This is a genomic window from Microcoleus sp. Pol11C2 (assembly GCF_036701505.1).
Taxonomy (GTDB): Bacteria; Cyanobacteriota; Cyanobacteriia; order Cyanobacteriales; family Microcoleaceae; genus Microcoleus.
Genome location: NZ_JAUBQX010000010.1, coordinates 67,526 through 89,410, shown reverse-complemented (window position 1 = coordinate 89,410; position 21,885 = coordinate 67,526). Strand labels below are relative to the sequence as shown.

Here is a 21,885-nt window from a genome sequence, read left to right as displayed (position 1 = left end):
AATCAAGTCGCGCCGTGTAAAAAAATGTGAATTATTTCTCGTTATCTAGAGGCTTTGCTTCCGCAATATTAACACTTTTTACAATATACCAAACAATCTCAAACTCATGGAACCACCAGTCGATCGCATCCGCCTATCCCAAACAGGCAAAGACCAACTATCAAAACTGAAACGATCGACCAAAATCGATCAGTGGAATATTCTATGCAGGTGGGGATTTTGCCGCTCGCTCGCCGAGCCCAGCATCCCATCCCCAGTACCAATTCCCAGCGACAGCAACGTCGAATTAAGCTGGGATGTCTTCGGCGGCGACATGGCCGATATCTTGATAATTGCCCTCAAACAGCGGTGTCACCAAGACAATTTAGGCACAGAAAAAGAAACTCTAGCTAAACAATTTCGCCTGCACTTGCACCGAGGGATTGGTTATTTAGCCGGCGATCCGAATATTAAGAAAATCGAAGACTTGGTGGCGATCGCTCTATCGCCTGAAAAATTAAGAAATTAACTGACAGTTAACTTCTTCCCTCTTCCTTATTACTTCAACAGCGGGAAAAAATGACCTACTGGCCCTTGGCCTTCCCCAATATCCAAAGCATATTTGAGAGCAGTAGTCACATAATCCTTAGCCAATATCACCGCCGTAAACAAATCTTTACCCAAAGCCAAATTAGCAGCGATCGCAGCACTCAAAGTACAACCAGTCCCGTGAGTATTTCCAGTATCAACAGTCTCAGTCTTCAACACATCCAACCGCGTACCGTCAAACCAAACATCAATTCCCCGCAAATCTCCCGCCATCCCGCCGCCCTTCACCAAAACAGCCTTCGCACCCGATCGATAAATCTGCTGCGCCGCCGCCCTCATATCCTCTAGAGAAAAAATCTCTAAACCGCTCAAAATCTGAGCCTCAAACCGATTGGGAGTCACGACAGCAGCCATTGGAATCAAAACATCCCGCAAACAAGCGATCGCCCCCTCATCAATCAATCGATCGCCCGATCGTGAAACCATCACCGGATCGACAACCAAATTCCCTATTCCCAAAGCCTCAACCTGTGAAGCCACCGCCGCCATAATTTCCCGATTCAGCAGCATCCCAGTCTTCACAGCATCCACCCCAATATCCCCAACCACCGCCTTAATTTGAGCCGCCACAGCCTCCGCAGACAAAGCATCCACCCGCGTCACCCCCAAAGTATTTTGAGCCGTCACACAAGTCAAAGCACTCGTACCGTGCACGCAGTGAAACGCAAAAGTCCGCAAATCCGCCTGAATCCCGGCCCCCCCGCCACTGTCAGATCCAGCCACAGTCAAAGCCACAGGAATTCTCGATTTAACCATCTTTTTCAACCGCAGATAAACGCAAACTTTCTCCAGACACATCCCATCATATCTGTGGCACGGGCGTCCCGCCTGTGCTTCCCCGTGGCACGGGCGTCCCGCCTGTGCTTCCGAAACGGTTAAAATTCCCAAACAAAATTAGCTATGATTAAACCAATTGTAAAGAATTATTGCAAATAACTGTGAAACTCACCCGAATCGACCTCAACTCTTGGATCTTCCACATCGCAGGCCAAACAATCCTTGTCGATCCCTGGCTGGTCGATCCCCTCGTATTTTACGGTCAACCCTGGCTGTTCACCGCCTACCATAACACGCCCGTCGCCTTCACTCCCAGCACCTTACCGCCGATCGACCTCATCCTAATTTCCCAAGGATTAGACGACCACTGTCACAAACAAACACTCGAACAGCTCGATCGCACAATTCCCGCGATCGCCTCACCCACCGCCGCCAAAGTCCTCAGCAGTTTAGGCTACACCAATATCACATCTTTAGCAAATTGGCAAGAGTTAAATTTTAAAGAAAAGTTACAAATTACCGCCGTACCCGGAGCCGAAATCGGGCCGGGACAGGAAGAAAACGGCTATTTGCTCAAAGATTTAAGCAGTGGCGAGACACTTTATTACGAACCGCACCTGCCACCATTAGAAAAAGTCAAACAGAAAATAGACACAGTAGACGTAGCTATCGCCCCAGTCATCGGTCAAATCTTCCCCTTCCTCGGACAAGTCATCATCGGGCCTTCTGAAGCCCTCGGCCTGGCGCAAACACTGAAACCTCGGTTTTTTCTGCCTACAGCCGCAGGAGACATCCGAGCCACAGGCATTTTACCAATGTTAGTGCGATCGGTCGGCAGCATCCCCGAATTTCGCGATTTGCTAGCAAAATCGGGACTCTCCACCCAACTCCTCGAACCCGAACCAGGCCAAACCCTAGAAATTTGAGATTTGAGATTTGAGATTTTAGATTTAATCCGCCATCCAAAATCCCAAATCCACATTTATCTAGGCGGGCGACGGTTACGCAAAAACTCAGGAATATCCAATCCCAAATCCTGCGGCGGTTTCGTTGTCGGATCGGGCGCCTGTTGAGCCGGAGTCGTCGGCCCAGTTGCAGCCCGCCAAGGAGCATTAACATTTTGCGTCCGCCCCGGAGTCGGAGGGGGGGCAACTTCCCCCGAAAAACCAGTAGCGATCACAGTAATCTTAATTTCGCCCTGAAGCCGCTCGTCAATCACCGCTCCAAAAATAATATTGGCATTCGGATCGACAACCTCGTAAATCGTCTCAGCCGCCGCATTCACCTCGTGCAGCGTCATGTCTGTACCGCCAGTGATGTTAAACACTACACCTCTAGCGCCCTCAATAGACGAAGCTTCCAGCAGAGGCGAAGAAATAGCCTGCATCGCAGCCTCCCTAGCCCGCGACTTCCCAGAACCTACGCCGATGCCCATCAAAGCCGAACCCGCATCAGCCATTACTGCCCGCACGTCAGCAAAGTCAACATTCACCAAACCGGGAATAGTAATAATGTCAGAAATACCCTGAACCCCTTGGCGCAGGATATCGTCAGCAACTCGAAAAGCCTCTTGTACCGGCATTTGTTCCGAAATCACAGACAGCAGCTTGTCGTTAGGAATTACGATCAGCGTATCCACCCGGGTTTGCAAAGCCGCAATCCCTTCCTCAGCTTGGCTGGTGCGCCGCCGTCCCTCAAACGTAAAAGGCCGCGTCACTATGCCCACAGTCAAGGCGCCCATTTCCTTAGCTACCTCAGCCACGATCGGAGCCGCGCCTGTGCCCGTACCGCCGCCCATGCCGGCTGTGATAAATACCAAATCCGCATGATTCAGAGCATTAGCAACCTCGTCGCGAGATTCCTCCGCAGCCTTTTGACCGATCGCCGGATTGCCCCCCGCGCCCAAACCGCGCGTCAACTTCTGTCCTACTTGCAAGCGTTTCGGAGCATTTGAGAGAACCAGAGCTTGGGAATCAGTATTCACACACCAAAACTCGACACCAGAAACCTCGCTAGCAATCATCCGGTTAACGGCGTTGCCCCCACCGCCGCCGACGCCAATTACTTTGATTTTGGCAGCACTGCTGGGCATTATGTCTTTGGGATTGACCATAGGATCGATATCAATACTATCTACATTTACATAACCAGACTTGCGTCTAAACGGATTGGCGGAATCTGCAGCCACCGGAAAATTTTTTACTTCTTCCGAAGGGGGACTGTCTTGGTCAGACCCCTGTCTATTATTAAGCTTCATTAGAGTCGGGGATAGTAGATTACAGCTTGTTAACTAAACGCCAATTCACAATCAACTATAGGCTAAGTTGCGCGAAAAACTCACACAGATCGATGCTTAATGTTAGCAATCTCGGATGTGGCAGACCTCGCTAGCCCAGACCTCGCTTGACGCCATCCAGGTACTTGACCGGATTAAGGCAGTTGTAAGCAAGGCAGAAGGAAAAAAAATGGATACTAGCCCCTGACGCGGGGCGCTATCCAAAAACTCGGCTGATTGCAAGCCCTGCGTATCGATCCTGATGGGCCAAAATTCTGCCTATCGATCGATACCTTCTACCTTTTGTTGACAGAGGATCAATTTTGGGCGCGAGTGGGTGCGGGAGTTGAACTCTCCAAACTGCCGGGGAGTTGTGGCAAATGGACGATCGGCGAAGCAGGATTTTTCAAGTCAATGTAGGCTATTTTGCTTGAATCTATCTGTTTTGGCAATTGTCGCATTCGGTCTAAAACCTTAAGTTGCTCCGCAGTCCTGGAACTGTACGGCCCTAAGTGTACGGTACCGATCTCTGTTTTCAAGATCAAGTTGTTCGGGTTTTGCCAATTAATCTCAAACACTTTCACCGTCAAGCCGCTGAGTCCTTGGTAAAACTTCGGCCAAGAGGCGCGATACTGTTCCAAAGGCCCGATGACTTTTAAAGTGGGCAAAGAACGCTGAGGCTGCGTTCCCGGAATGCTGCCGGGCCCGATCGAACTATTCTGCGATCGTACAGCAGTATAACTATCCGACGGCATCCAACCTCCGCGAGCGTCCAGCCACCCCACTTTTTCCTTCTCACTGTTCGATTTCAACACCGCAGTCGGCTGCGCCACGGCCACTGGCAGGCGTTCTGCCACTTCTACAGTCAAACTCGGCGGAAACAAGTTACGAGTCACCTTCGCTTTGGCGATCGGCCCGGTGGACTCCAGCTTTTCGGCCAGGGCCTGCGGTTGAATCCCCCACAGCGACTGCGGGTAAGACAGCGGCACCAAAGACCGCACCGCCTTATCCGACAGCCACTGATTGCCCTCCACCTTCACTTGTTCCGATCGGGCAATTAACCAAGCCGGCTGAGCAATCCACCACAGCAAACCTCCAGCCATTGCGCTCGCTGCCAGCATTTGCCACACAACAGCCGCCAATCGAGCGCGCCTTTGCTGCCGCAACTTTTGGCGCCTGCGCCCTAACTCTGTTTGAGAAACCGCTCCAAAACTAGCCATCTACGTCTTGACAATATAGTAATTAAGGATTAGCACAAATTCAAAACTGTTTAATCTCTCTCTTGAACCCTGTTTTCCCCTACCATTTAATCAGATCCCCACAAATTTACCCAGACTCCTGCCAATATCAGTAATATCACTGAGCCCGCTAAGTAATAAAAAATTATTAATTAAAAATTCTCAATTCCAGTGCCGGGAAAACCCCTTACCAGATCAAGGTTCTTTGGGTATTTAGGGCATTACCCCACAGGGCAAAAGGTTACAAATCAAACTAAACTCAACTAAAGAAAGTTTAGACTTTCGATTAACTTTTTTAACTTTTATTCGGCTTCCATTGTGATCGCACTCGAATTAGACAGATTCTATAAAGCCTGCAACCCGAGCAAGACCCTTGTTGCGGGAGACCCAGGAGATTATCAATACTACATTGATTTTGGTTCCGTGCGTGGTGGCAAAATCATTGAATCTTTACAGCGAACCATTACCCGCATCTCCCCCAACGAGCCAACCTGTCAGCTATTTACAGGACATATCGGGTGTGGCAAATCTACGGAATTGTTTCGACTAAAAGCTGAGTTAGAGCAAGAGGGTTTTTGCGTCGTCTACTTCGAGTCTTCCCAAGACTTAGACATGGGTGATGTAGACATCAGCGATATTTTGCTGAGCATTGCGCGCCAAGTCAGCGAAACTATGGAATCCGCTAAAATCAAACTCAGACCGAGCTATTTTACCAATCTGTTTGCAGAAGTGGCAGAATTTTTGCAGACTCCCATAGATTTGTCAGCGGAAGCCGAGTTATCTGTAGGCATTGCTAGAGTTACTGCTAAAACTAAAGACTCTCCCAAACTGCGATCGCAACTTAGGCAATATCTCGAACCCCGCACCAACAGCATTTTGCAGTCGATCAACGAAGAACTCCTCAACAAAGCTAACGCTGAACTTAAGCAGCAAGGCAAAAAAGGACTCGCAGTCATCGTTGACAACCTAGATCGCCTTGACCCCTCCATCAAACCCAACGGACGCACCCAGCCAGAATATTTGTTTTTAGACCGCGGCGAACAGTTGAAAAAACTCAATTGCCACGTCGTCTACACGATTCCCCTGACTTTGATATTTTCCAACGACTTCGGCCGCCTCGCCAGTCGATTTGGAGTCAAGCCCAAGGTGATGCCGATGGTACCGGTGCAAATGCGATCGGGCGACGACCACATTGAAGGAATGGCACTGCTGCGGCAGCTAGTATTAGCTAGAGCTTTCCCCGCAGTTGCTCCCCATCAACGCATTGATTTGATTTCCCAGGTGTTTGACTCTCCCGAAACTTTAGATCGGCTTTGTCGGATTAGTGGCGGTCACGTTCGCAATCTACTGATGCTTTTGTATAGCTGTTTGCAGCACGAAGACCCTCCCTTCTCTCGCGAATGCCTCGAAAGCGTCATTCAAGAATATCGCGATGACCTTTTGGGAGCCATCAATGACCTGGAATGGGAATTGCTGTTTCAAGTCGTCAAGCGACAAAGTGTAACCGGCGAAGAAGAATCTCAAATCTTGTTGCGAAGTATGTTTGTCTTTGAATACCGCGATCAAGAAGGTCGTTGGTTTGGGATTAATCCAGCCCTAGCAGAAACCAGAAAATATAAGGAGTGGCTGCAGCCCTGTGAAGCAAAATAGTTGGGATTTTTGAGATAGCTTCGTGACTCTGAGAACCCTTAACCACGAGGGACTTAGAAAGTATTTAACTGAAAAATCATCCCTCACAACTCCGAAATCTTACCATCCAATACATAAATCAGTCAGCGGTTTTTGCCACTGGCTGATTTCTGTTGAATGCTTGCTATAGGTGGTGAATGTTATTATCGTGTAAAACTTTGCCGCCACTAAGGACTTTACCCACTCTCAACTCTCATATCTGCAATGTCAGACCCCCTATGTCTGTTTTTATCTGTTGCTCTTAATTTAAACTAATTCCATCCTGGAAGACATTTTTTTGACTGTTGTGCTAAATGCCTGCTACAGATATATCGGAGTTGTTTCCTAATAGCTAGCCGTCGGTATGATCGTGAACTTAGCACTTGGCTATTTATGATCGGTAGTCCTTTATATGTAGCTGAATCAAAAAAACTAAGATAACATTAAAATTTTATTGGGAAGTCTAGCATTCTCTGAGATTCAGAGGTATGATATCTTTACATTGGATCTAATAAATATGTAAGTATTGATAGAACAAGTACGGGAAACTACGTATTTATACAGAGATAAAGCGTCATACAGAGACGGGGATGTCTAAGTAGAGACGCTTTCAGTAACGATTGGCGAGCGTTAGGTAATTGATTAATGAAAAAGAGGTACACGCATGACCGATCTAATTAAGGTACAAGAAACTGCCAACTACAACGAGCGATCGCTCAAAACTCTGGTCAGGTCAATCACAATGTCTCAACACCAATTCTCGCTAATTTTGGTGCGCTGCAACTACGAGCAGTTGCGGCAACAAATAGCGCAGCGGCTGCGAGAAGTGTCCCCAGTTCCAATTCAAGATATCGTCCTGCCACCTTCAGTCAAAACCCTTTACACTACTCTGCAGGCAAGCACTTTCCATGAGGGGTACTCGCCTGTCGGTGCCGCCTCGGCTTTGATGGTATTCGGTTTAGAAACAGTAGTAGCGATCGACGAAGTGATGGCTTCTACCAATCAAGTGCGAGACGAATTTCGCAAAAATTTTTCCTGCCCAGTGATTTTGTGGGTAACAGATGACATCGTGACCAAAATGATTCGTCTGGCCCCGGATTTCAAAAGTTGGGCCGCCGCCACAATTAAATTTGAAATGGGCGTTGACGAATTAATTAATTTCCTCGCTAGGCGGGCCGATACTATATTTAAAATAGGCGAACTCAATCAAGAACTCACCAGCAGCAACGTCAGCACCATCGCTAATTGTGAGACCTGCGAAACCCAGTGCGAAAAACGCGGCCTGGAGCGCGAAATCAGCTCTGGAGAACGCTTTCTAACTTTTAACTCAGGGCCCCAAAACCGACGACCATCAGAAGTCCACTCGTATTCGCCATTGAGTCCGGGCAATACCTTCGATTTGGCGATCGGCTCTTTGCCACGCCGAGAACTAGAATTAGCTTTAAGAGATTTACAAAATCGCGGTGAAGAATTAGAACCAGCCCTCAAAGCCAGCCTGCAATTCGTTCTCGGTCGAGATTACTATGTCAGTGACCAAACCGAAACTGCCTTAATTCACTACCAAGAAAGTTTAGTATTTTGGCAGCAGAAAACGGGCAACTGGGAACTGGCAAACTTGGAACATCCCCAAAACCCAGAAACCTTCTCCTCCTTGTCGAATCCTGTCCCCAAAGTTTTATTTTTAGAGAGAGAAGGCATAGTGCTGTTTCACATAGCCTTGTGTCACCGCTTGCAAGCAGCCAGAAACCCGGTAGCCAACCGCCAGCACTGGGAACAAGCTTGGATTAGCCTCGAACAATCTAGAAACGCTTTCTCCCTTGCCTCACGCCCGGAATTGGTCGCTGAGGTGACAGCACACCTCGGAGAAGTGCTGCAGCGCCTGAAAGCTTGGGGAGAGTTGCAAGCATTAGCGGAAAATTCTTTGCAGTTGCACTTCACTTACGGTACCCCCAGCCAACTAGCTCAAGATTACGGCTTTTTGGCTGAAGTTGCCCTGCAACAGTCGAGGTGGAGTCAAGCCCGCCAGCTAGCCGAGTTGGCTTTGGCGATTTTGGATCAAACGCCTAATGATTTGAGATTGCTGATTGAAGATTTGAGATTGGGGTTTGAGGGAAATTATCCAGAATTTGTGGGCTCTAACGAGTTAAGTAACGAACCCAAATCTAAAATCCAACATCCTAAATCCGACAGGAGTTCGTATCTTTTACTTTTAGCCCGAAGTTTGCGGCAGCTAGGCCAGTGGGAAGCGGCGGTTCATTCTTTGGAGTTGGCTCAATCTCAAAGCGAGCCGAAGTACGACCCCCGACTTTACATCGATATTTTGACGGAATTGCAAGCGGTTTATTTCGAGCAGGGAGAGTACCTTAAAGCGTTTCGGATTAAAAAAACCCAGCGTTCGATCGAATATCAATACGGATTTAGAGCTTTTATCGGAGCCAGCCAATTGCAGCAGCAGCGCCAAGCCGTCAATCCTTCGGGTCCCTCAGCTCAAAACCAAGCTGCCATCGCAGCGTCCATGACAGCTTACTCGCGCCAAACAGATATCAATAGCTTGCTAGAAAGAATTAGCAGGGACGACCATAAATTAACTATTATTCACGGGCCCAGCGGAGTCGGGAAAAGTTCTCTAGTCAATGCCGGCTTAGTACCAGCTTTGAAAAATATTACTCCGGGCGCGCGGGATACATTGCCCGTAGTAGTCAAAGTTTACACCGACTGGCTGGTGGAGTTAGAAAATGCTTTGAACAGCGCACTGTACGACAAACAAGCCGAAGAGGAAAGTAAATTAATCTCGAAAGGACTACAGGAACTCCACAAAAAAAGTTGCTCGGTTATTCCTGCTCGCAGCTCGGAAGTCTCTTCTTTTATTATAGATCAGTTGCGCGAAAATGCCACAAATAATTTGTTGACTGTCCTGATTTTCGATCAATTTGAAGAGTTTTTCTTTGTTTCGACTTCCGTGGCACAAAGACAACTTTTTTATAATTTTTTGCGGTTGTTTTTGAATTTGCCTTATGTCAAGATAATTCTGTGCTTGCGCGAAGATTATTTGCACTACTTACTAGATTGCGATCGTTTTCCTAATCTTGACGCTATTAACAATAATATTCTCGACAAAAGTATCCGCTACCAACTGCGGAGTTTTTCTATCAAAGACGCGCGGGCTGTCATCGGACACTTAACAGAACGGGCGGAATTTTATTTAGAGCCGGCACTGATCGATGCCTTCGTAGAAGATTTAGCAGACGAATTGCAAGAAGTGCGACCAATCGAATTGCAGGTAGTAGGAGCGCAACTGCAAGAAGAAGGTATTACCAGTCTAGCACAGTACCAGCAATTGGGGGACAATCCCAAAGCGGAATTAGTGAAACGATCGCTCGAAGGAGTTATCTCTGACTGCGGGCCCGTTAACGAAGATGCAGCGTGGAAAATCTTGTTTTCTCTGACAGATGAAAGAGGCGTTCGCCTGATAAAAACCAAACACGAACTCTCGTTAGTTACAGGCCCGCAGCCAGCCGATGCCCAGGAAACCGAATTATCGGCGATCGGCAGAAACAGAATTTCCCTACAGCGACAGTTCGCAAAAGACCCTGAAAGCCGACAAAAGAAAACCGACAACCTCGACTTGATTTTAGACATTTTAGTTGGTCACGGTTTGCTATTTCTGCTACGGGAAGCGCCCGAAGACCGCTATCAATTGGTACACGACTATTTAGTGCGACCGATCCGCCAAAGATTCGGCTTAGAAGCCAGACTGCACAAAGCAGAAGCCGATAAAAAAATGAGTCAAGCACAGCTCTATCGAGCCAATACTTTTCTCAAACAACTGCTGGGAGTAGCAGTAATCGGCGTCATGCTACTAACCAGTTCTACCATCGCCGCCGTAAATTTTTGGTGGCGGGCTGTGGGTCAAAAACAGCTAGCTGTCGCTCAAACTCAGCGAGCAGAAATCAGTACCCTGACAGCAGCTTCGGAAGCACTTTATTTCTCAAACAACAAATTTGACGCCATGATGGAAAGTTTGAGAGCTGGTAAAAAGTGGAAACAGATCGAACACTCCCAACAAATGTCTACTCTCAAAGACACCGAAATTCTGATTTCTGCTGCCCTCCAGCAGGCAGTTTATGGAGTCAAAGAACGCAACCGCTTAGAAGGACACGGCGATGTAGTTTGGGGTCTTAGCTTCAGTCCCGACGGCGAAACAATAGCTTCTTCCAGTGTAGATAAAACAGTCAAACTTTGGCGGCGCGACGGCAGTTTGCTGGCAACTTTCAAAGACCACACTAACAGTGTCTCCTGTGTAGCGTTCAGTCCCGACAACAAAACCATAGCCTCGGCAAGTTTAGATAAAACTGTCAAAATTTGGCAAACAGACGGCAGTTTGCTGGCTACTTTCAAAGGGCATACTAATAGCGTTACCAGCGTTGCTTTTAGTTCGGACGGTCAAACGATCGCCAGCGGATCTACAGACAAAACTATCAAACTTTGGAAAACCGACGGCACGCTGCTGAGAACGATCGAACAATTTGCTCCCGTAAATTGGCTAAGCTTCAGCCGCGACGGCAAAATAGTCGCTGTGGCGAGTGATGACGGTACTGTGAAACTGTGGAGTTCTGACGGCCGGTTAATTGCTAATTTATGGCATAGCGAAAACAGACAACCCTCGAAAATTTACACCGTCAGTTTCTCCCCCGATGGTGAAACGATCGCCAGTGCGGGTGAAGATAAAACGGTGAAAATCTGGAGCATCGCTGCACTCAAACACCCACCAACAGAAAATTCAACACCAGCAAAAAAAGGTGAACTGCTAACAACTTTGCGGGGGCACAGCAAGTGGGTATTTGGTGTCAGTTTCTCCCCCGACGGTCAAACACTTGCTTCGGGAAGTGCAGACGGGACTGTAAAACTCTGGAGTCTTGCTGGTGTTGGCGACAAACGTGCAACCGATGCTACCAACATTAAACCAGAGAGTCGCTTACTGAGAACTTTTGAGGGACACGCCGATCGAGTTACTCAGGTGAGTTTTAGCCCGGAAGGCAAAACTTTGGCTTCGGCAAGTTTTGACAAAACTGTCAGGCTGTGGCGGCTCGATGACGTGCCACTCAAAACCCTCGACGGACACCAAAACCGGGTGCAAGGCGTTACTTTTAGCCCCGACGGCCAAAGGCTGGCTTCTGCTTCTACGGACAAAACTATCAAACTCTGGAGTCGCACGGGAGTTTTGCTAGAAACCTTGGAAGGACACACTCAGAGAGTCGCCAGCGTCAGTTTCAGCCCCGATGGCCAGCTACTTGCTTCTGGGAGTTACGACAAAACGGTGAAAGTCTGGAGTTTGACAGAAGATGGCATGAATAATATTCTCCCTTGTCCCTCGGCTCCGCTATTCCCGTGTTCGCCTTCTGTGCTGTTCACTCTCGACGGCCACGCCGACAGCGTGATGAGCGTGAGTTTTAGCCCCGACAGCGAGGTTCTGGCTTCGGCGAGCAAGGATAAGACTGTGAAACTCTGGACTAGAAACGGCAGGTTGATTAAGACTTTAACGGGACACACAGGCTGGGTGACTGGGGTGACTTTCAGTCCCGACGGCTCAATGCTGGCTTCTGCAAGCGATGATGGTACTCTCAAACTCTGGAATCGGGACGGTCGTTTGCTGAGAACTTTTGAAGGAGCTCACAACAGTTTTGTGTTGGGGGTTGCTTTTAGCCCTGATGGCAAAATGCTGGCTTCGGCTGGTTACGACAATTCGGTGAAATTGTGGAAGGTAGACGGGACTTTGGTGGCGACGCTGCTGAAGGGTTCTAGCGACAGCGTGACTAGCGTGGGTTTTAGCCCGGATGGTTTGTTGGTTGCTTCGGGCAGTTATGACCATAAGGTGAAGCTTTGGAGTCGCAGCGGGACTTTGCTGAAAACTTTGACTGGACATAAAGACAGCGTGATGAGTGTGAATTTTAGCCCGGATGGGAAGGTTCTGGCTTCTGCAGGCCGGGATAATCGGGTGATTTTATGGAATTTGGATCTTGACGATTTGCTGGTGAGGGGCTGTGACTGGGTGGGAGATTATCTGAGAACTAATCCTAATGTGAGCGATCGCGATCGGCGTCTCTGTGAGGGGGTTGGGGCAAAATCTCAATTTTAGTCATTTGACGGTTGACGGTTGACTGTTGACGGTTGACTCTTCAAAACTTTCCTTGCCCGAAATCTTCCCCTTGCTCTCGGCTTCCTGTAAAGTAAATAATTGTAAAGAAATATGAGTTTTCTCTTATCCTCTGGTTAAGACCGCCAGCTAGCATTCACAATTAAGACCCGGATTATAAGTTCCTATGTCACAGCTTTTCCCGCGAAAATTTCTAGCCTCTGTTGCCGCATTTTTTCTGGCTTTGTCCGTGTGGACGATCGCACCTGCGGCCCACGCTTTCAATAATCCCGATTTGTTGCCGTCAACTCAGACGCCGATCATTGACTTAGCTAAAGCCCTTACGGATATTGAAGAACAAAATTTGGAAAAAAATTTAAAGGCATTTGAAGCCGAAACTGGCTGGAAACTGCGAGTGCTGACTCAGTACGATCGCACGCCCGGTTTGGCTGTCAAAAGTTATTGGGGGCTAGATAACAAGAGTGTGTTGCTAGTTGCTGACCCCCGAGGAGGCAATTTGCTCAATTTTAATGTGGGCGACTCGCTGTATCCGCTGCTGCCGCGCACTTTTTGGGTGGAACTGCAAACCCGTTACGGTAATCAATTTTTTGTGCGGGACAATGGGGAAGATCGAGCGATTATTGAATCTTTGGAGTCGATAGAAGGCTGTTTGCGTCAGGGCGGATGCCGCGTGGTTCCCGGTTTGCCGAGGGAACAGTGGGTTCTGACGTTAATTACGTCGGTGCTTGGTGGCGTCATCTGTGGGTTTGCTGCTCAGCCTCGGAAGCCGGGACAGGTTGTGGCTTGGCAGTGGGCGCTGATTTTTTCGCCGCTGTGGGGCATTCTGTTTTTTGCTTTCGGACTTGGGCCGGTGGTGACTCGGACTTCTGACTGGTTGCCTGTGGTTCGGAATGTGGCTGGTTTTGCGATCGGAGTTTTGGTGGCATTCCTGACTCCGGTGTTGGGCAAATCTTCTTCATCGTCGGAAACTTAGTTGTCAGTTGGCAGTTGGCAGATTTTACTCAACAGTCAACGAATGACTAAAAGCTGGTAAGCTGATACCTGACAACTCACAGGCGACAGCTATCCAACAAATGGAATGGCACGTAAGCGATGCCCAGAGTCTGGGATTAATCGATAACGAAATTGGCGACCACGGTTTTTCAGCGGCGGAGTACGAAATAGTCCGCCGCGTGATTTATGCGACTGCTGATTTTGAGTACAAGTCTTTAATTAGTTTTTCCGATCAGGCTTTGCAGGCTGGGGCGGCGGCTTTGGCTGCTCGGACTACGATCGTGGTAGATGTGCCGATGGTGCAGGTGGGCATTACGCCCCTCATCCAAAATACCTTTGCGAATCCGGTTTACTGTTCGATGGAGGCTTTGACGCGCCCTCAAAAGGAAAGGACGCGGGCGGCTTGGGGGATTGAAACTTTGGCAAGACGCTATCCTGAAGGGATTTTTGTGGTGGGCCAGGCTCAAACTGCTTTGTCGGCGATCGTGGATTTGATTGAATCTGAGGAAATTCGGCCGGCTTTGGTGATTGGGACTCCTTCTGGATTTGTAGGGGTTGACGTTGCTAAGTCGCGGCTGCATGATTCGATGATTCCTCACATTCGGATTGAGGGCCGCAAGGGTTCTGCGGTGGTGGCTGTGGCTATTGTTAACGGGCTGGTGGATTTGGCTTGGCAAGCTTACGGCCAAGAGGGGAACAGTTGATCGATAAGTTAAGTGTCATGAGTCATGGGATTTTAGATTTTAGATCCCGCTTTGGGCACCCTCTACTGTCACAATCTGTTTTTTCGTAATTTTGTGAACAAATTAAGTTACTTTTTATACTGCGGGATTCTGTGAACCATCATAGATAGTCCTAGACGCATGAGAATCCAGAAACCGGGTTTTTTTAGGAAAATACGCAGGTTGCAGCCACAGATTCGGTAAAAAACCCGGTTTCTTTGTCGGAGTGGGTAAGTCTTGATAGAGTAGAATTCTCTAACAAATTAAGCGAATGTGCCGATTGCAAATTCGCGAAGATGACCTCAGAGGTAGAAAGATCACTGACTTTCTGTGCGAACATCTCGAAAATATGAAGGAGATTACACCACCTGAAAGCGTTCATGCTCTTGATTTAGAAGCATTGCGCTCGCCCGATATTACTTTCTGGACGGCTTGGGAGGGTGATTAATTACTCGGATGCGGAGCACTAAAAGAACTAGATTCAAGAAGTGGTGAAATCAAATCAATGCGTACTGCCAAGGCTCACCGCCGTAAAGGTATCGCCTCGAAGATCCTTGAACACACTATAAAAGAAGCCGAACGGCGTGCTTACGATTGCCTGAATTTGGAAACAGGGGCTTTGCCTGAGTTCGCCCCGGCACGAGCCTTGTATATACGGTATGGGTTCAAGTACCGAGGCCCCTTCGCTGAATACATTGATGACCCGAATAGCGTGTTTATGACGAAAAAGCTCTTGAAGCGACTTCTCTAAATTGGTGTATTTCTTGAAAATCTCGCAATGACGCTTAACTATTATTAGACATCTCCAGAAATTAAGTTTTTGCTGGGGTTTAACTTGCCATCGCTCTTACAAGTGGCGGTTATTTATTAATAATCAGCGGGCGATCGCCTTTTTACGTCTCTGCTTTGATTAGTGCGATCGCGGTCTTTTTTCCTGCCTTTTTTAATTTGTTGGCTCATCTCAACAAACAAATCTCTGCGTAAATAGGGATAGTCGCTTACCCACACGTCACGGCTGGGAATATAAATATCTGAAACTTTGGCAATTCTGCCTAAATCTTCTTGATTTGACATAATTAACATTAAAGCAGCTTGGCCGGGGACAATTCCTTGGTGATCTTTCCGCAAGGGAGCTCGAAGTGTAGTAGTAAATCCGGTTTTGTCGCCAACTTCTAAGTTGATGCGCGGTTCTAGGTTGTCAACTATTACGAGTTGTCCTTTTTGGTTGACTGTTTCTTCTTGACTGGTGATTTCATCTGTAATATATATATCCAAAACTCGGCCTTGCCAAAAACCGCAGTATTGATATTTGCGGCATTCTGCATTCCGCAAACTCGCCCACAAAATAGGCCCCCACAGCCAGTACAAACCAGCTATCAATCCGGTGATTAAAACTAGCGGCCCGACATCGGAACCGGCGAAGTTGTAAACTACCAGGAGGAAAACTACGCTGACTGCTGAGATTAACATTCGCCTCAAAAAATCGGGCGGTTTTCCCCAAATATATTTGTATTGCGCTCCCGTGGCGACGGCGGGAATTAGTTCTTGAAATGTTTCGCGGGTTAAGGGAATTAGCATAGGAAGTTCGGCAACGAGCAATGTACTGGATGCAACGGCTGTCTGTTTGGAAGCGGATTATATTAAGGGATTTAACAGATTTAAGGGATTGATGTTGAAGTCAAAAATCCGAAGTTAGAAGTCAAAAGTTAGAAGTTATATTAATTCCACATTACTAATGACTCATGACTAATGACTAATGATTAATGACTACAATATTTTTTCCAGACCGTAAACGAGCGATCGCAATTCAAGGACTTTGCGTACAGACAGCAAGACTCCTGGCATATAACAAGCGCGATCGCTCGTATCGTGTCGTAAAGTATAAACTTGACCGGCGCCCCCAAAAATTACCTCTTGGTGGGCAATTAAACCGGGTAAACGGATGCTGTGAATGCGAATCCCTTCATCAGCCAGTGAACCTCGGGCTCCGGCTAATTTTTCGGTTTCCTCAACTTCTGGCGGATTGAAAGTTTTTCCCATTTCTGCTAACATTTGGGCAGTTTGAATTGCCGTACCGCTGGGGGCGTCGGCTTTTTGATTGTGGTGCAGCTCGATAATTTCTACGTGTTCAAAATACTGAGATGCTGTGACGGCAGCTTGTTGGAGCAAAACCATGCCGATCGAGAAATTGGGTATGATTAAACACCCAGTGCTAGCTTTGTCAGCAAATTCAGCTAAGTTTTCAATTTGCTCGCTGCTCAAGCCAGTAGTGCCGACTACCGGGCGAATGCCGTAAGCTATGGCCGATCGCACGTTTTCATAAACAGACGAAGGGTGCGTAAAATCTACCATCACGCCTAACTGCTTTTCCTGAGCTGCTAATACCAGCATTCCTTGCAAGTCGTCAGTGATGGGAACTTCTAACGGGCCGCATCCGGCTAATTCGCCGGCATCGGCGTTGAGGCACTCAGGAGAGCGGTCTACAGCCCCAAATAAGGTCATGTCACTAGCATGGGCGATCGCCTTAATTACTTCGCGGCCCATTTTGCCTGCTGCACCGTTAACAATCACCGGAATCGGAAGTTGATTCGCCATCATCTCAAAAATATCCTGAAAGTTTGATCGACTAAATTTTAACGCTTGTGCGAATTTGGGGAAACCAGGAATGAAAGACAGGATTTGTCGGCAAATCTTCAAAAACCCGGTTCCCATTCGAGAAATACTTTGCCAAATCGAGTAATTAGCTTAAAGAAACTCGGTTGCGGCACAAGTTCTGAAAAAATTACATTCAATCTCATATTAAGCTCAATTCTGTAAGAACAGACTTGTGCAAAGCTAATTTGCACCGACATATTTTTTCTGTGACTGCCAAATTCTCTCGAAATCTTCGATATGTCATGTCTGTCGCAACTGGTCTCAACCTGAGTTCTCAAAACCGACGGGTCAGGATTTTGCCTGCAATGCTTGCGGGCGTGACTGTAACGCTGCTGAATATGGGAGTTCGGCAGTTGGGAGGCCTACAAAGCTTGGAATTGGCGAGTTTTGACTCGTTAGTGCGCTTGCAGCCAGATGCGGGCCCCGATCCGCGACTGCTGGTAGTGGGAATTTCTGAGGCCGATATTCAAGCTTTGGGGAGATTTCCGATTTCCGACGGTGCGATCGCTCAAACCTTGGCAAAACTGCAAAAGTATCAGCCAAAAGTTATCGGTTTGGATTTGTACCGGGATTTGCCTCAAGCGCCGGGACACCAAGAATTGTTGGCCGCGCTGAAAGCACCCAATGTTGTGGCGATCAACCAATTGAGCGATTCAGAAAGTCCGGGAGTGCCTGCGCCTCCGGGGATACCGCCCGATCGAGTTGGTTTTAACGACTTCGTGCTCGACCCTGATGGCGTTGTACGCCGCAATTTGCTCTCAGTCTCGCAACCAGAAAAGAATACTGCTTTCTCGTTTTCTGTGCAAGTGGCTTTGTTGTATCTCAAAGACAGAGTACAGCAGAAAAATAGCCCTGTTCATCCCCACCAAATCAACTGGGGAAAGGCAGAATTTGTGCCTTTAACTTCTGACAGCGGCGGCTATGCAAATATTGACGCCAAAGGCTACCAAATTCTGCTCAAATACCGTTCTGGTAAGGAGGTGGCGCGACAAGTCAGTATCAGGCAGGTATTGAAGGGAGAAATTGAAGCAAGCTGGGTTAAGGACAAGATTGTGTTGATCGGGACGACGGCACCGAGTACCAGAGATTTGTTTTTGACGCCTTACAGCCCAGTTAAAAAGCAAAGTCCGAAAATGCCGGGGGTGTTGCTGCACGCGCAAATGCTCAGCCAAATATTGAGTGCGGTTTTGGATGGGCGATCGCTGTTTTGGGTGTGGCCGGAATGGGCGGAAATTTTGTGGAACGGTGCTTGGGCAATGGTTGGCGGGGTTTTGGCTTGGCGGATTCAGCACCCTGCGAGGGCTGGATTGGCTGGGGGTGCTGCATTGATGTGTTTGTTGGGGATTACTTATGGGATTTTTAGTGGGGGTGGGTGGCTACCGTTAGTGTCGCCGACTTTGGGTTTGGTGGTGACTGGTGTGGGTGTCAGTGCTTACAGGAAGCTTTACGATGCTTTTCACGATTCTCTAACGGGTTTGCCCAACCGGGATTTGTTCGTGGATTGCCTGGGGCGGGCGATCGCCAATACTAGGGGCCGGCGCAGCTATGTGTTTGCGGTGCTGTTTCTGGATTTAGACAGGTTTAAGGTGATTAATGATTCTTTGGGTCATTTGGTGGGGGATGAACTGCTGATGGCGGTGGTGCTGCGGTTGAGGGCGATTATTGGCTCCGGGGATACTGTGGCGCGGGTGGGGGGTGATGATTTTGCGATTTTGGTGAGGAATGTTGATGTTGACAGTGCCGTGGATTTGGCCACTCGAATTCACCAAGCTTTAATTGTGCCTTTTGAGTTGAAGGGGCAGGAGGTGTTTGTGACGGCAAGCATCGGGATTGCGCTGGGGGGCGAACCCGCTGCTACTGTCAGGGAACAGCCGGAACACTTGCTGCGGGACGCCCACACGGCGATGTACCGGGCGAAGGCTTTGGGAACGGGAAGGTATCAGGTGTTTAATGCTTCGATGCACGCTTTGGCGGTGGAGAGGTTGCAGTTGGAAACTGATTTGCGGATGGCCCTCAAGCGTCAGGAGTTTTTGCTGCATTACCAGCCGTTTGTATCTTTGGCAAGCGGGAGGATTATTGGGTTTGAGGCTTTGGTACGCTGGCAACACCCGCTGCGGGGTTTGATTCCGCCGATGAAGTTTATTCCGGTGGCTGAGGAAACGGGTGCAATTGTGCCGCTGGGTGAGTGGGTGCTGGAGGAGGCTTGCCGGCAGTTGCGGCTGTGGGAGGAAATGTTTGGTTTCGATCAAGCTTTGATTATGAGTGTAAATTTATCTGGCAAGCAGTTTGCTCAGCCGGATTTGGTCGATCGCATTCAGGTGATTTTGGAAACAACGGGTTTGAGTGCCGAGAGTTTGAAGTTGGAGATTACTGAGAGTGTGGTGATGGAGGATGTGGAGTCGGCGATCGGGGTTTTGAAGCAGATGAAAGCGTTAAATGTCAAGTTGGGAATTGATGATTTTGGTACGGGTTATTCGTCGTTGAGTTATTTGAGTCGGTTTCCTACGGATACTTTGAAGGTTGATAAGTCGTTTGTGGGGCGGATGGAGATTGAAAGCGAGGGGGAGAATGTGGCGATCGTGCGGACGATTGTGGCGCTGGCTCACGCTTTGGGTATGGATGTGATTGCTGAGGGTGTGGAGACGGCGGCACAATTAGCTAGGTTGAGGTCGATCGGCTGCGAATATGGTCAGGGTTATTTTTTTGCTAAGGCGTTACCGAGCGAGGCTGCGACTGCTTTGATGGCTTCCGAGCCGCAGTGGTAGTTGTGGGTTATTAGTTATTAGTTATTGTACGTTAGAGCTAAAATTGAAAGTCGATCTGGTTCCCAAAACAGATCTTTAATCTGTTGGATGCTAAAATTAGTTTTATGTAAACAAACATGAACCTGAAAGAACTTGTCAGCCCTCTCGTTATCGATCCTCGAAAATTAACAGAGTATGCTCTTAATTTAGATAATCCAGTCGGTAGCGATAAAGCTGTAATATTTCAGCGTCGTTTAGGATTTAGCCAAGAAAACTATGAATAGCTGTTAACACAGATTTCAGCTAAAACTCTTGATGCTGAAGCAGTTTTAGGACTAAATTACAAACACGGACAGCGCTATACTGTAGACTTGGAAATTGTGCACAGGGACAGCAGGGGATTGTCCGTAGAGGTGGGATCGTAGAACCGGGTAGTAAGGGGGCGAGACTGGTAACACTATTCGTTCGGAGGTAAGCACGCTCGTGCCAGAATTATTTGATGTAGTCGAATTGTTAGTAACATTACCTGAATATAATTTGCACCAGGGTGTTAGAGGGGCAATTGTAGATGGTTATGATGAGGGAAATTACGAGGTATAATTTAGCGCTCACTCTGGTGAAACGATAGCTTTGTGTACTCTGTCTACCGAGCAGTTTTTAGTGGTTTGGAAGTCGAAAGAAAGGCGTTGGTTGTCTATATCTGAGCTATTAGCTACGATGGTTCAACGTTTGTCTGAGGAACGTCAGCAACAAATTTTAGAGTTGGCGCGTTCTGTGTCTCAGAAATAGTCTGTTTTTGGCGGGGTTTTGAGAGGAATCAGACAAACTCTGTACTTGGATTTCAAGGCTGCCGATCGACTGTTGTCCGCTTGTATGTCACAATAAACAAGCAATTATTATATTTTGAGTTATCCTGTGAGTCCTACTGCCGAAGTCAGCAATACCCTAAATGCGGGCGCTCTACCAACCGTTACCGCTACTCCAGCCCGCCGCGCTGTTTTTCCCTTCACTGCGATTGTTGGCCAGGAGGAGATGAAACTGGCGCTGCTGTTGAATGTCATCGATCCCAAAATTGGCGGGGTGATGATTATGGGCGATCGAGGTACTGGTAAATCTACCACAATCCGCGCCCTCACTGATTTGCTGCCGGAAATTGAGGTGGTGGCTGACGATCCTTTTAACAGTCATCCCAGCGATCCAGATTTGATGAGCGATGAGGTGCGCGATCGCAGTTTATCTCAAACTGACCTTAAAATCGCCCGCAAAAAAGTTCAAATGGTAGACTTGCCTCTGGGCGCTACCGAAGACCGAGTTTGCGGTACGATCGACATCGAGAAAGCTTTGTCGGAAGGTGTTAAAGCTTTTGAACCAGGCCTTTTAGCTAAAGCTAACCGCGGCATTCTGTACGTTGATGAAGTCAATTTGCTCGACGATCATTTAGTCGATGTTTTGCTCGACTCTGCCGCCAGCGGTTGGAATACTGTTGAAAGAGAAGGCATTTCGATCCGCCATCCGGCTAAGTTTATTCTCATCGGTTCCGGCAACCCAGAAGAAGGAGAATTGCGGCCGCAGTTGCTCGACAGATTCGGGATGCACGCAGAAATTCGGACTGTGAAAGATCCCAATTTAAGAGTGGAAATTGTCGAACAGCGATCGAGTTTTGACCAAAATCCGGCGGAGTTTCTCTCGAAATACCAGCGCGAACAAGATGAGATGCAGCAGAAGTTGGTGGAAGCTCAGGAAAGGTTGAAATCGGTAACTATCGATCGAGAGTTGCGGGTAAAAATCTCCCAAGTCTGCGCTGAATTGGACGTAGACGGGCTGCGGGGCGATTTGGTGACAAATCGGGCTGCGAAAGCTTTCACGGCTTTGGAGTGCCGCACAGAGGTGACTGTGGACGATATTCGCCGGGTGATGACTCTGTGTTTGCGGCACCGGTTGCGGAAAGACCCGCTAGAATCAATAGATTCGGGGTATAAAGTGACTAAAGTGTTCGATCGGGTATTCGGCCTAGAAACAACTGAGGGGTAATTGGTAATTGGTAATTGGTAATGGGTAATTGGTGGTAATG

General features: G+C 48.1%; 16 protein-coding genes and 1 pseudogene. 12 read left to right on the top strand and 5 right to left on the bottom strand.

Going from position 1 to position 21,885, the window contains the following annotated elements:
* The first annotated feature begins 106 nt into the window (after positions 1–106).
* Positions 107–508 carry a DNA sulfur modification protein DndE gene (gene dndE / locus QUA42_RS09000; protein WP_190660605.1) on the top strand — a complete coding sequence of 134 codons (402 nt, stop codon included), beginning with the start codon at positions 107–109 and terminating at the stop codon, positions 506–508.
* A gap of 29 nt (positions 509–537) precedes the next feature.
* Here dndE and thiD read toward each other — a convergent pair whose 3' ends face one another.
* Positions 538–1,344 carry a bifunctional hydroxymethylpyrimidine kinase/phosphomethylpyrimidine kinase gene (thiD, locus tag QUA42_RS08995; RefSeq protein ID WP_333137021.1) on the bottom strand — a complete coding sequence of 269 codons (807 nt, stop codon included), beginning with the start codon at positions 1,342–1,344 and terminating at the stop codon, positions 538–540.
* 182 nt (positions 1,345–1,526) lie between these two features.
* Here thiD and QUA42_RS08990 point away from each other — a divergent pair, with 182 nt between their 5' ends.
* Complete coding sequence (locus tag QUA42_RS08990; protein WP_333136987.1) at positions 1,527–2,291, top strand: MBL fold metallo-hydrolase; 765 nt, start codon at positions 1,527–1,529, stop codon at positions 2,289–2,291.
* Positions 2,292–2,347: 56 nt separating this feature from the next.
* Here the strand turns inward: QUA42_RS08990 and ftsZ are convergent, their stop codons facing one another.
* Together ftsZ and QUA42_RS08980 are read right to left on the bottom strand one after the other, a co-directional pair.
* On the bottom strand, positions 2,348–3,622 hold the full coding sequence (ftsZ, locus tag QUA42_RS08985) for a cell division protein FtsZ (protein ID WP_333136986.1): 1,275 nt from the start codon (positions 3,620–3,622) through the stop codon (positions 2,348–2,350).
* Positions 3,623–3,957: 335 nt separating this feature from the next.
* Positions 3,958–4,860, bottom strand: a complete 903-nt coding sequence (locus tag QUA42_RS08980; RefSeq protein WP_333136985.1) for an FtsQ-type POTRA domain-containing protein — start codon at positions 4,858–4,860, stop codon at positions 3,958–3,960.
* Between the two features lie 336 nt (positions 4,861–5,196).
* Between QUA42_RS08980 and QUA42_RS08975 the strand changes: the two genes are divergently transcribed.
* The 6 genes and pseudogenes from QUA42_RS08975 to QUA42_RS27690 form a co-directional block, all read left to right on the top strand.
* On the top strand, positions 5,197–6,528 hold the full coding sequence (locus QUA42_RS08975) for a P-loop NTPase fold protein (RefSeq protein WP_333136983.1): 1,332 nt from the start codon (positions 5,197–5,199) through the stop codon (positions 6,526–6,528).
* A 682-nt stretch (positions 6,529–7,210) separates the two neighbouring features.
* Positions 7,211–12,682: a WD40 domain-containing protein gene (locus QUA42_RS08970; RefSeq protein ID WP_333136981.1), complete on the top strand. Its 5,472-nt coding sequence runs from the start codon at positions 7,211–7,213 to the stop codon at positions 12,680–12,682.
* 184 nt (positions 12,683–12,866) lie between these two features.
* The gene (locus QUA42_RS08965; protein ID WP_333136979.1) at positions 12,867–13,673 is read left to right on the top strand and encodes a TPM domain-containing protein; all 807 of its coding nucleotides are present in this window, start codon (positions 12,867–12,869) and stop codon (positions 13,671–13,673) included.
* 100 nt (positions 13,674–13,773) lie between these two features.
* Positions 13,774–14,397 (top strand): precorrin-8X methylmutase, encoded by a 624-nt coding sequence (locus QUA42_RS08960; RefSeq protein WP_006632961.1) that lies wholly within the window; start codon positions 13,774–13,776, stop codon positions 14,395–14,397.
* A 289-nt stretch (positions 14,398–14,686) separates the two neighbouring features.
* The gene (locus QUA42_RS08955; protein ID WP_333136977.1) at positions 14,687–14,863 is read left to right on the top strand and encodes a hypothetical protein; all 177 of its coding nucleotides are present in this window, start codon (positions 14,687–14,689) and stop codon (positions 14,861–14,863) included.
* Positions 14,864–14,875: 12 nt separating this feature from the next.
* Positions 14,876–15,166, top strand: a pseudogene (locus QUA42_RS27690) (GNAT family N-acetyltransferase); the annotation flags it as partial.
* A 116-nt stretch (positions 15,167–15,282) separates the two neighbouring features.
* Here QUA42_RS27690 and QUA42_RS08950 read toward each other — a convergent pair.
* Positions 15,283–15,993 carry a phosphate ABC transporter permease gene (locus tag QUA42_RS08950; protein WP_333136975.1) on the bottom strand — a complete coding sequence of 237 codons (711 nt, stop codon included), beginning with the start codon at positions 15,991–15,993 and terminating at the stop codon, positions 15,283–15,285.
* Positions 15,994–16,182: 189 nt separating this feature from the next.
* Positions 16,183–17,010, bottom strand: a complete 828-nt coding sequence (dapB, locus tag QUA42_RS08945; RefSeq protein WP_333137020.1) for a 4-hydroxy-tetrahydrodipicolinate reductase — start codon at positions 17,008–17,010, stop codon at positions 16,183–16,185.
* Positions 17,011–17,312: 302 nt separating this feature from the next.
* Between dapB and QUA42_RS08940 the strand changes: the two genes are divergently transcribed.
* The 4 genes from QUA42_RS08940 (at position 17,313) to bchI (ending at position 21,845) form a co-directional block, all read left to right on the top strand.
* Positions 17,313–19,835, top strand: coding sequence for an EAL domain-containing protein (locus tag QUA42_RS08940; protein ID WP_333136973.1), 2,523 nt, complete (start codon positions 17,313–17,315; stop codon positions 19,833–19,835).
* Between the two features lie 116 nt (positions 19,836–19,951).
* On the top strand, positions 19,952–20,098 hold the full coding sequence (locus QUA42_RS27685; RefSeq protein WP_445301298.1) for a DUF6883 domain-containing protein: 147 nt from the start codon (positions 19,952–19,954) through the stop codon (positions 20,096–20,098).
* 199 nt (positions 20,099–20,297) lie between these two features.
* Positions 20,298–20,414: a DUF4926 domain-containing protein gene (locus QUA42_RS08930; RefSeq protein WP_333136971.1), complete on the top strand. Its 117-nt coding sequence runs from the start codon at positions 20,298–20,300 to the stop codon at positions 20,412–20,414.
* Between the two features lie 315 nt (positions 20,415–20,729).
* Positions 20,730–21,845: a magnesium chelatase ATPase subunit I gene (gene bchI / locus QUA42_RS08925; RefSeq protein ID WP_333136968.1), complete on the top strand. Its 1,116-nt coding sequence runs from the start codon at positions 20,730–20,732 to the stop codon at positions 21,843–21,845.
* The last annotated feature ends 40 nt before the right edge of the window (positions 21,846–21,885 follow it).

What these genes read in the sequence shown, in the direction of transcription:
- QUA42_RS08980 (WP_333136985.1), bottom strand. Translation starts at nt 4,860, where the DNA reads ATGGCTAGTTTTGGAGCGGTTTCTCAAACAGAGTTAGGGCGCAGGCGC.
- dapB (WP_333137020.1), bottom strand. Translation starts at nt 17,010, where the DNA reads ATGGCGAATCAACTTCCGATTCCGGTGATTGTTAACGGTGCAGCAGGC.
- QUA42_RS08950 (WP_333136975.1), bottom strand. Translation starts at nt 15,993, where the DNA reads ATGCTAATTCCCTTAACCCGCGAAACATTTCAAGAACTAATTCCCGCC.
- QUA42_RS08970 (WP_333136981.1), top strand. Translation starts at nt 7,211, where the DNA reads ATGACCGATCTAATTAAGGTACAAGAAACTGCCAACTACAACGAGCGA.
- thiD (WP_333137021.1), bottom strand. Translation starts at nt 1,344, where the DNA reads ATGGTTAAATCGAGAATTCCTGTGGCTTTGACTGTGGCTGGATCTGAC.
- QUA42_RS08965 (WP_333136979.1), top strand. Translation starts at nt 12,867, where the DNA reads ATGTCACAGCTTTTCCCGCGAAAATTTCTAGCCTCTGTTGCCGCATTT.
- dndE (WP_190660605.1), top strand. Translation starts at nt 107, where the DNA reads ATGGAACCACCAGTCGATCGCATCCGCCTATCCCAAACAGGCAAAGAC.
- QUA42_RS08960 (WP_006632961.1), top strand. Translation starts at nt 13,774, where the DNA reads ATGGAATGGCACGTAAGCGATGCCCAGAGTCTGGGATTAATCGATAAC.
- QUA42_RS27685 (WP_445301298.1), top strand. Translation starts at nt 19,952, where the DNA reads ATGAACCTGAAAGAACTTGTCAGCCCTCTCGTTATCGATCCTCGAAAA.
- QUA42_RS08955 (WP_333136977.1), top strand. Translation starts at nt 14,687, where the DNA reads ATGTGCCGATTGCAAATTCGCGAAGATGACCTCAGAGGTAGAAAGATC.
- ftsZ (WP_333136986.1), bottom strand. Translation starts at nt 3,622, where the DNA reads ATGAAGCTTAATAATAGACAGGGGTCTGACCAAGACAGTCCCCCTTCG.
- QUA42_RS08940 (WP_333136973.1), top strand. Translation starts at nt 17,313, where the DNA reads ATGTCTGTCGCAACTGGTCTCAACCTGAGTTCTCAAAACCGACGGGTC.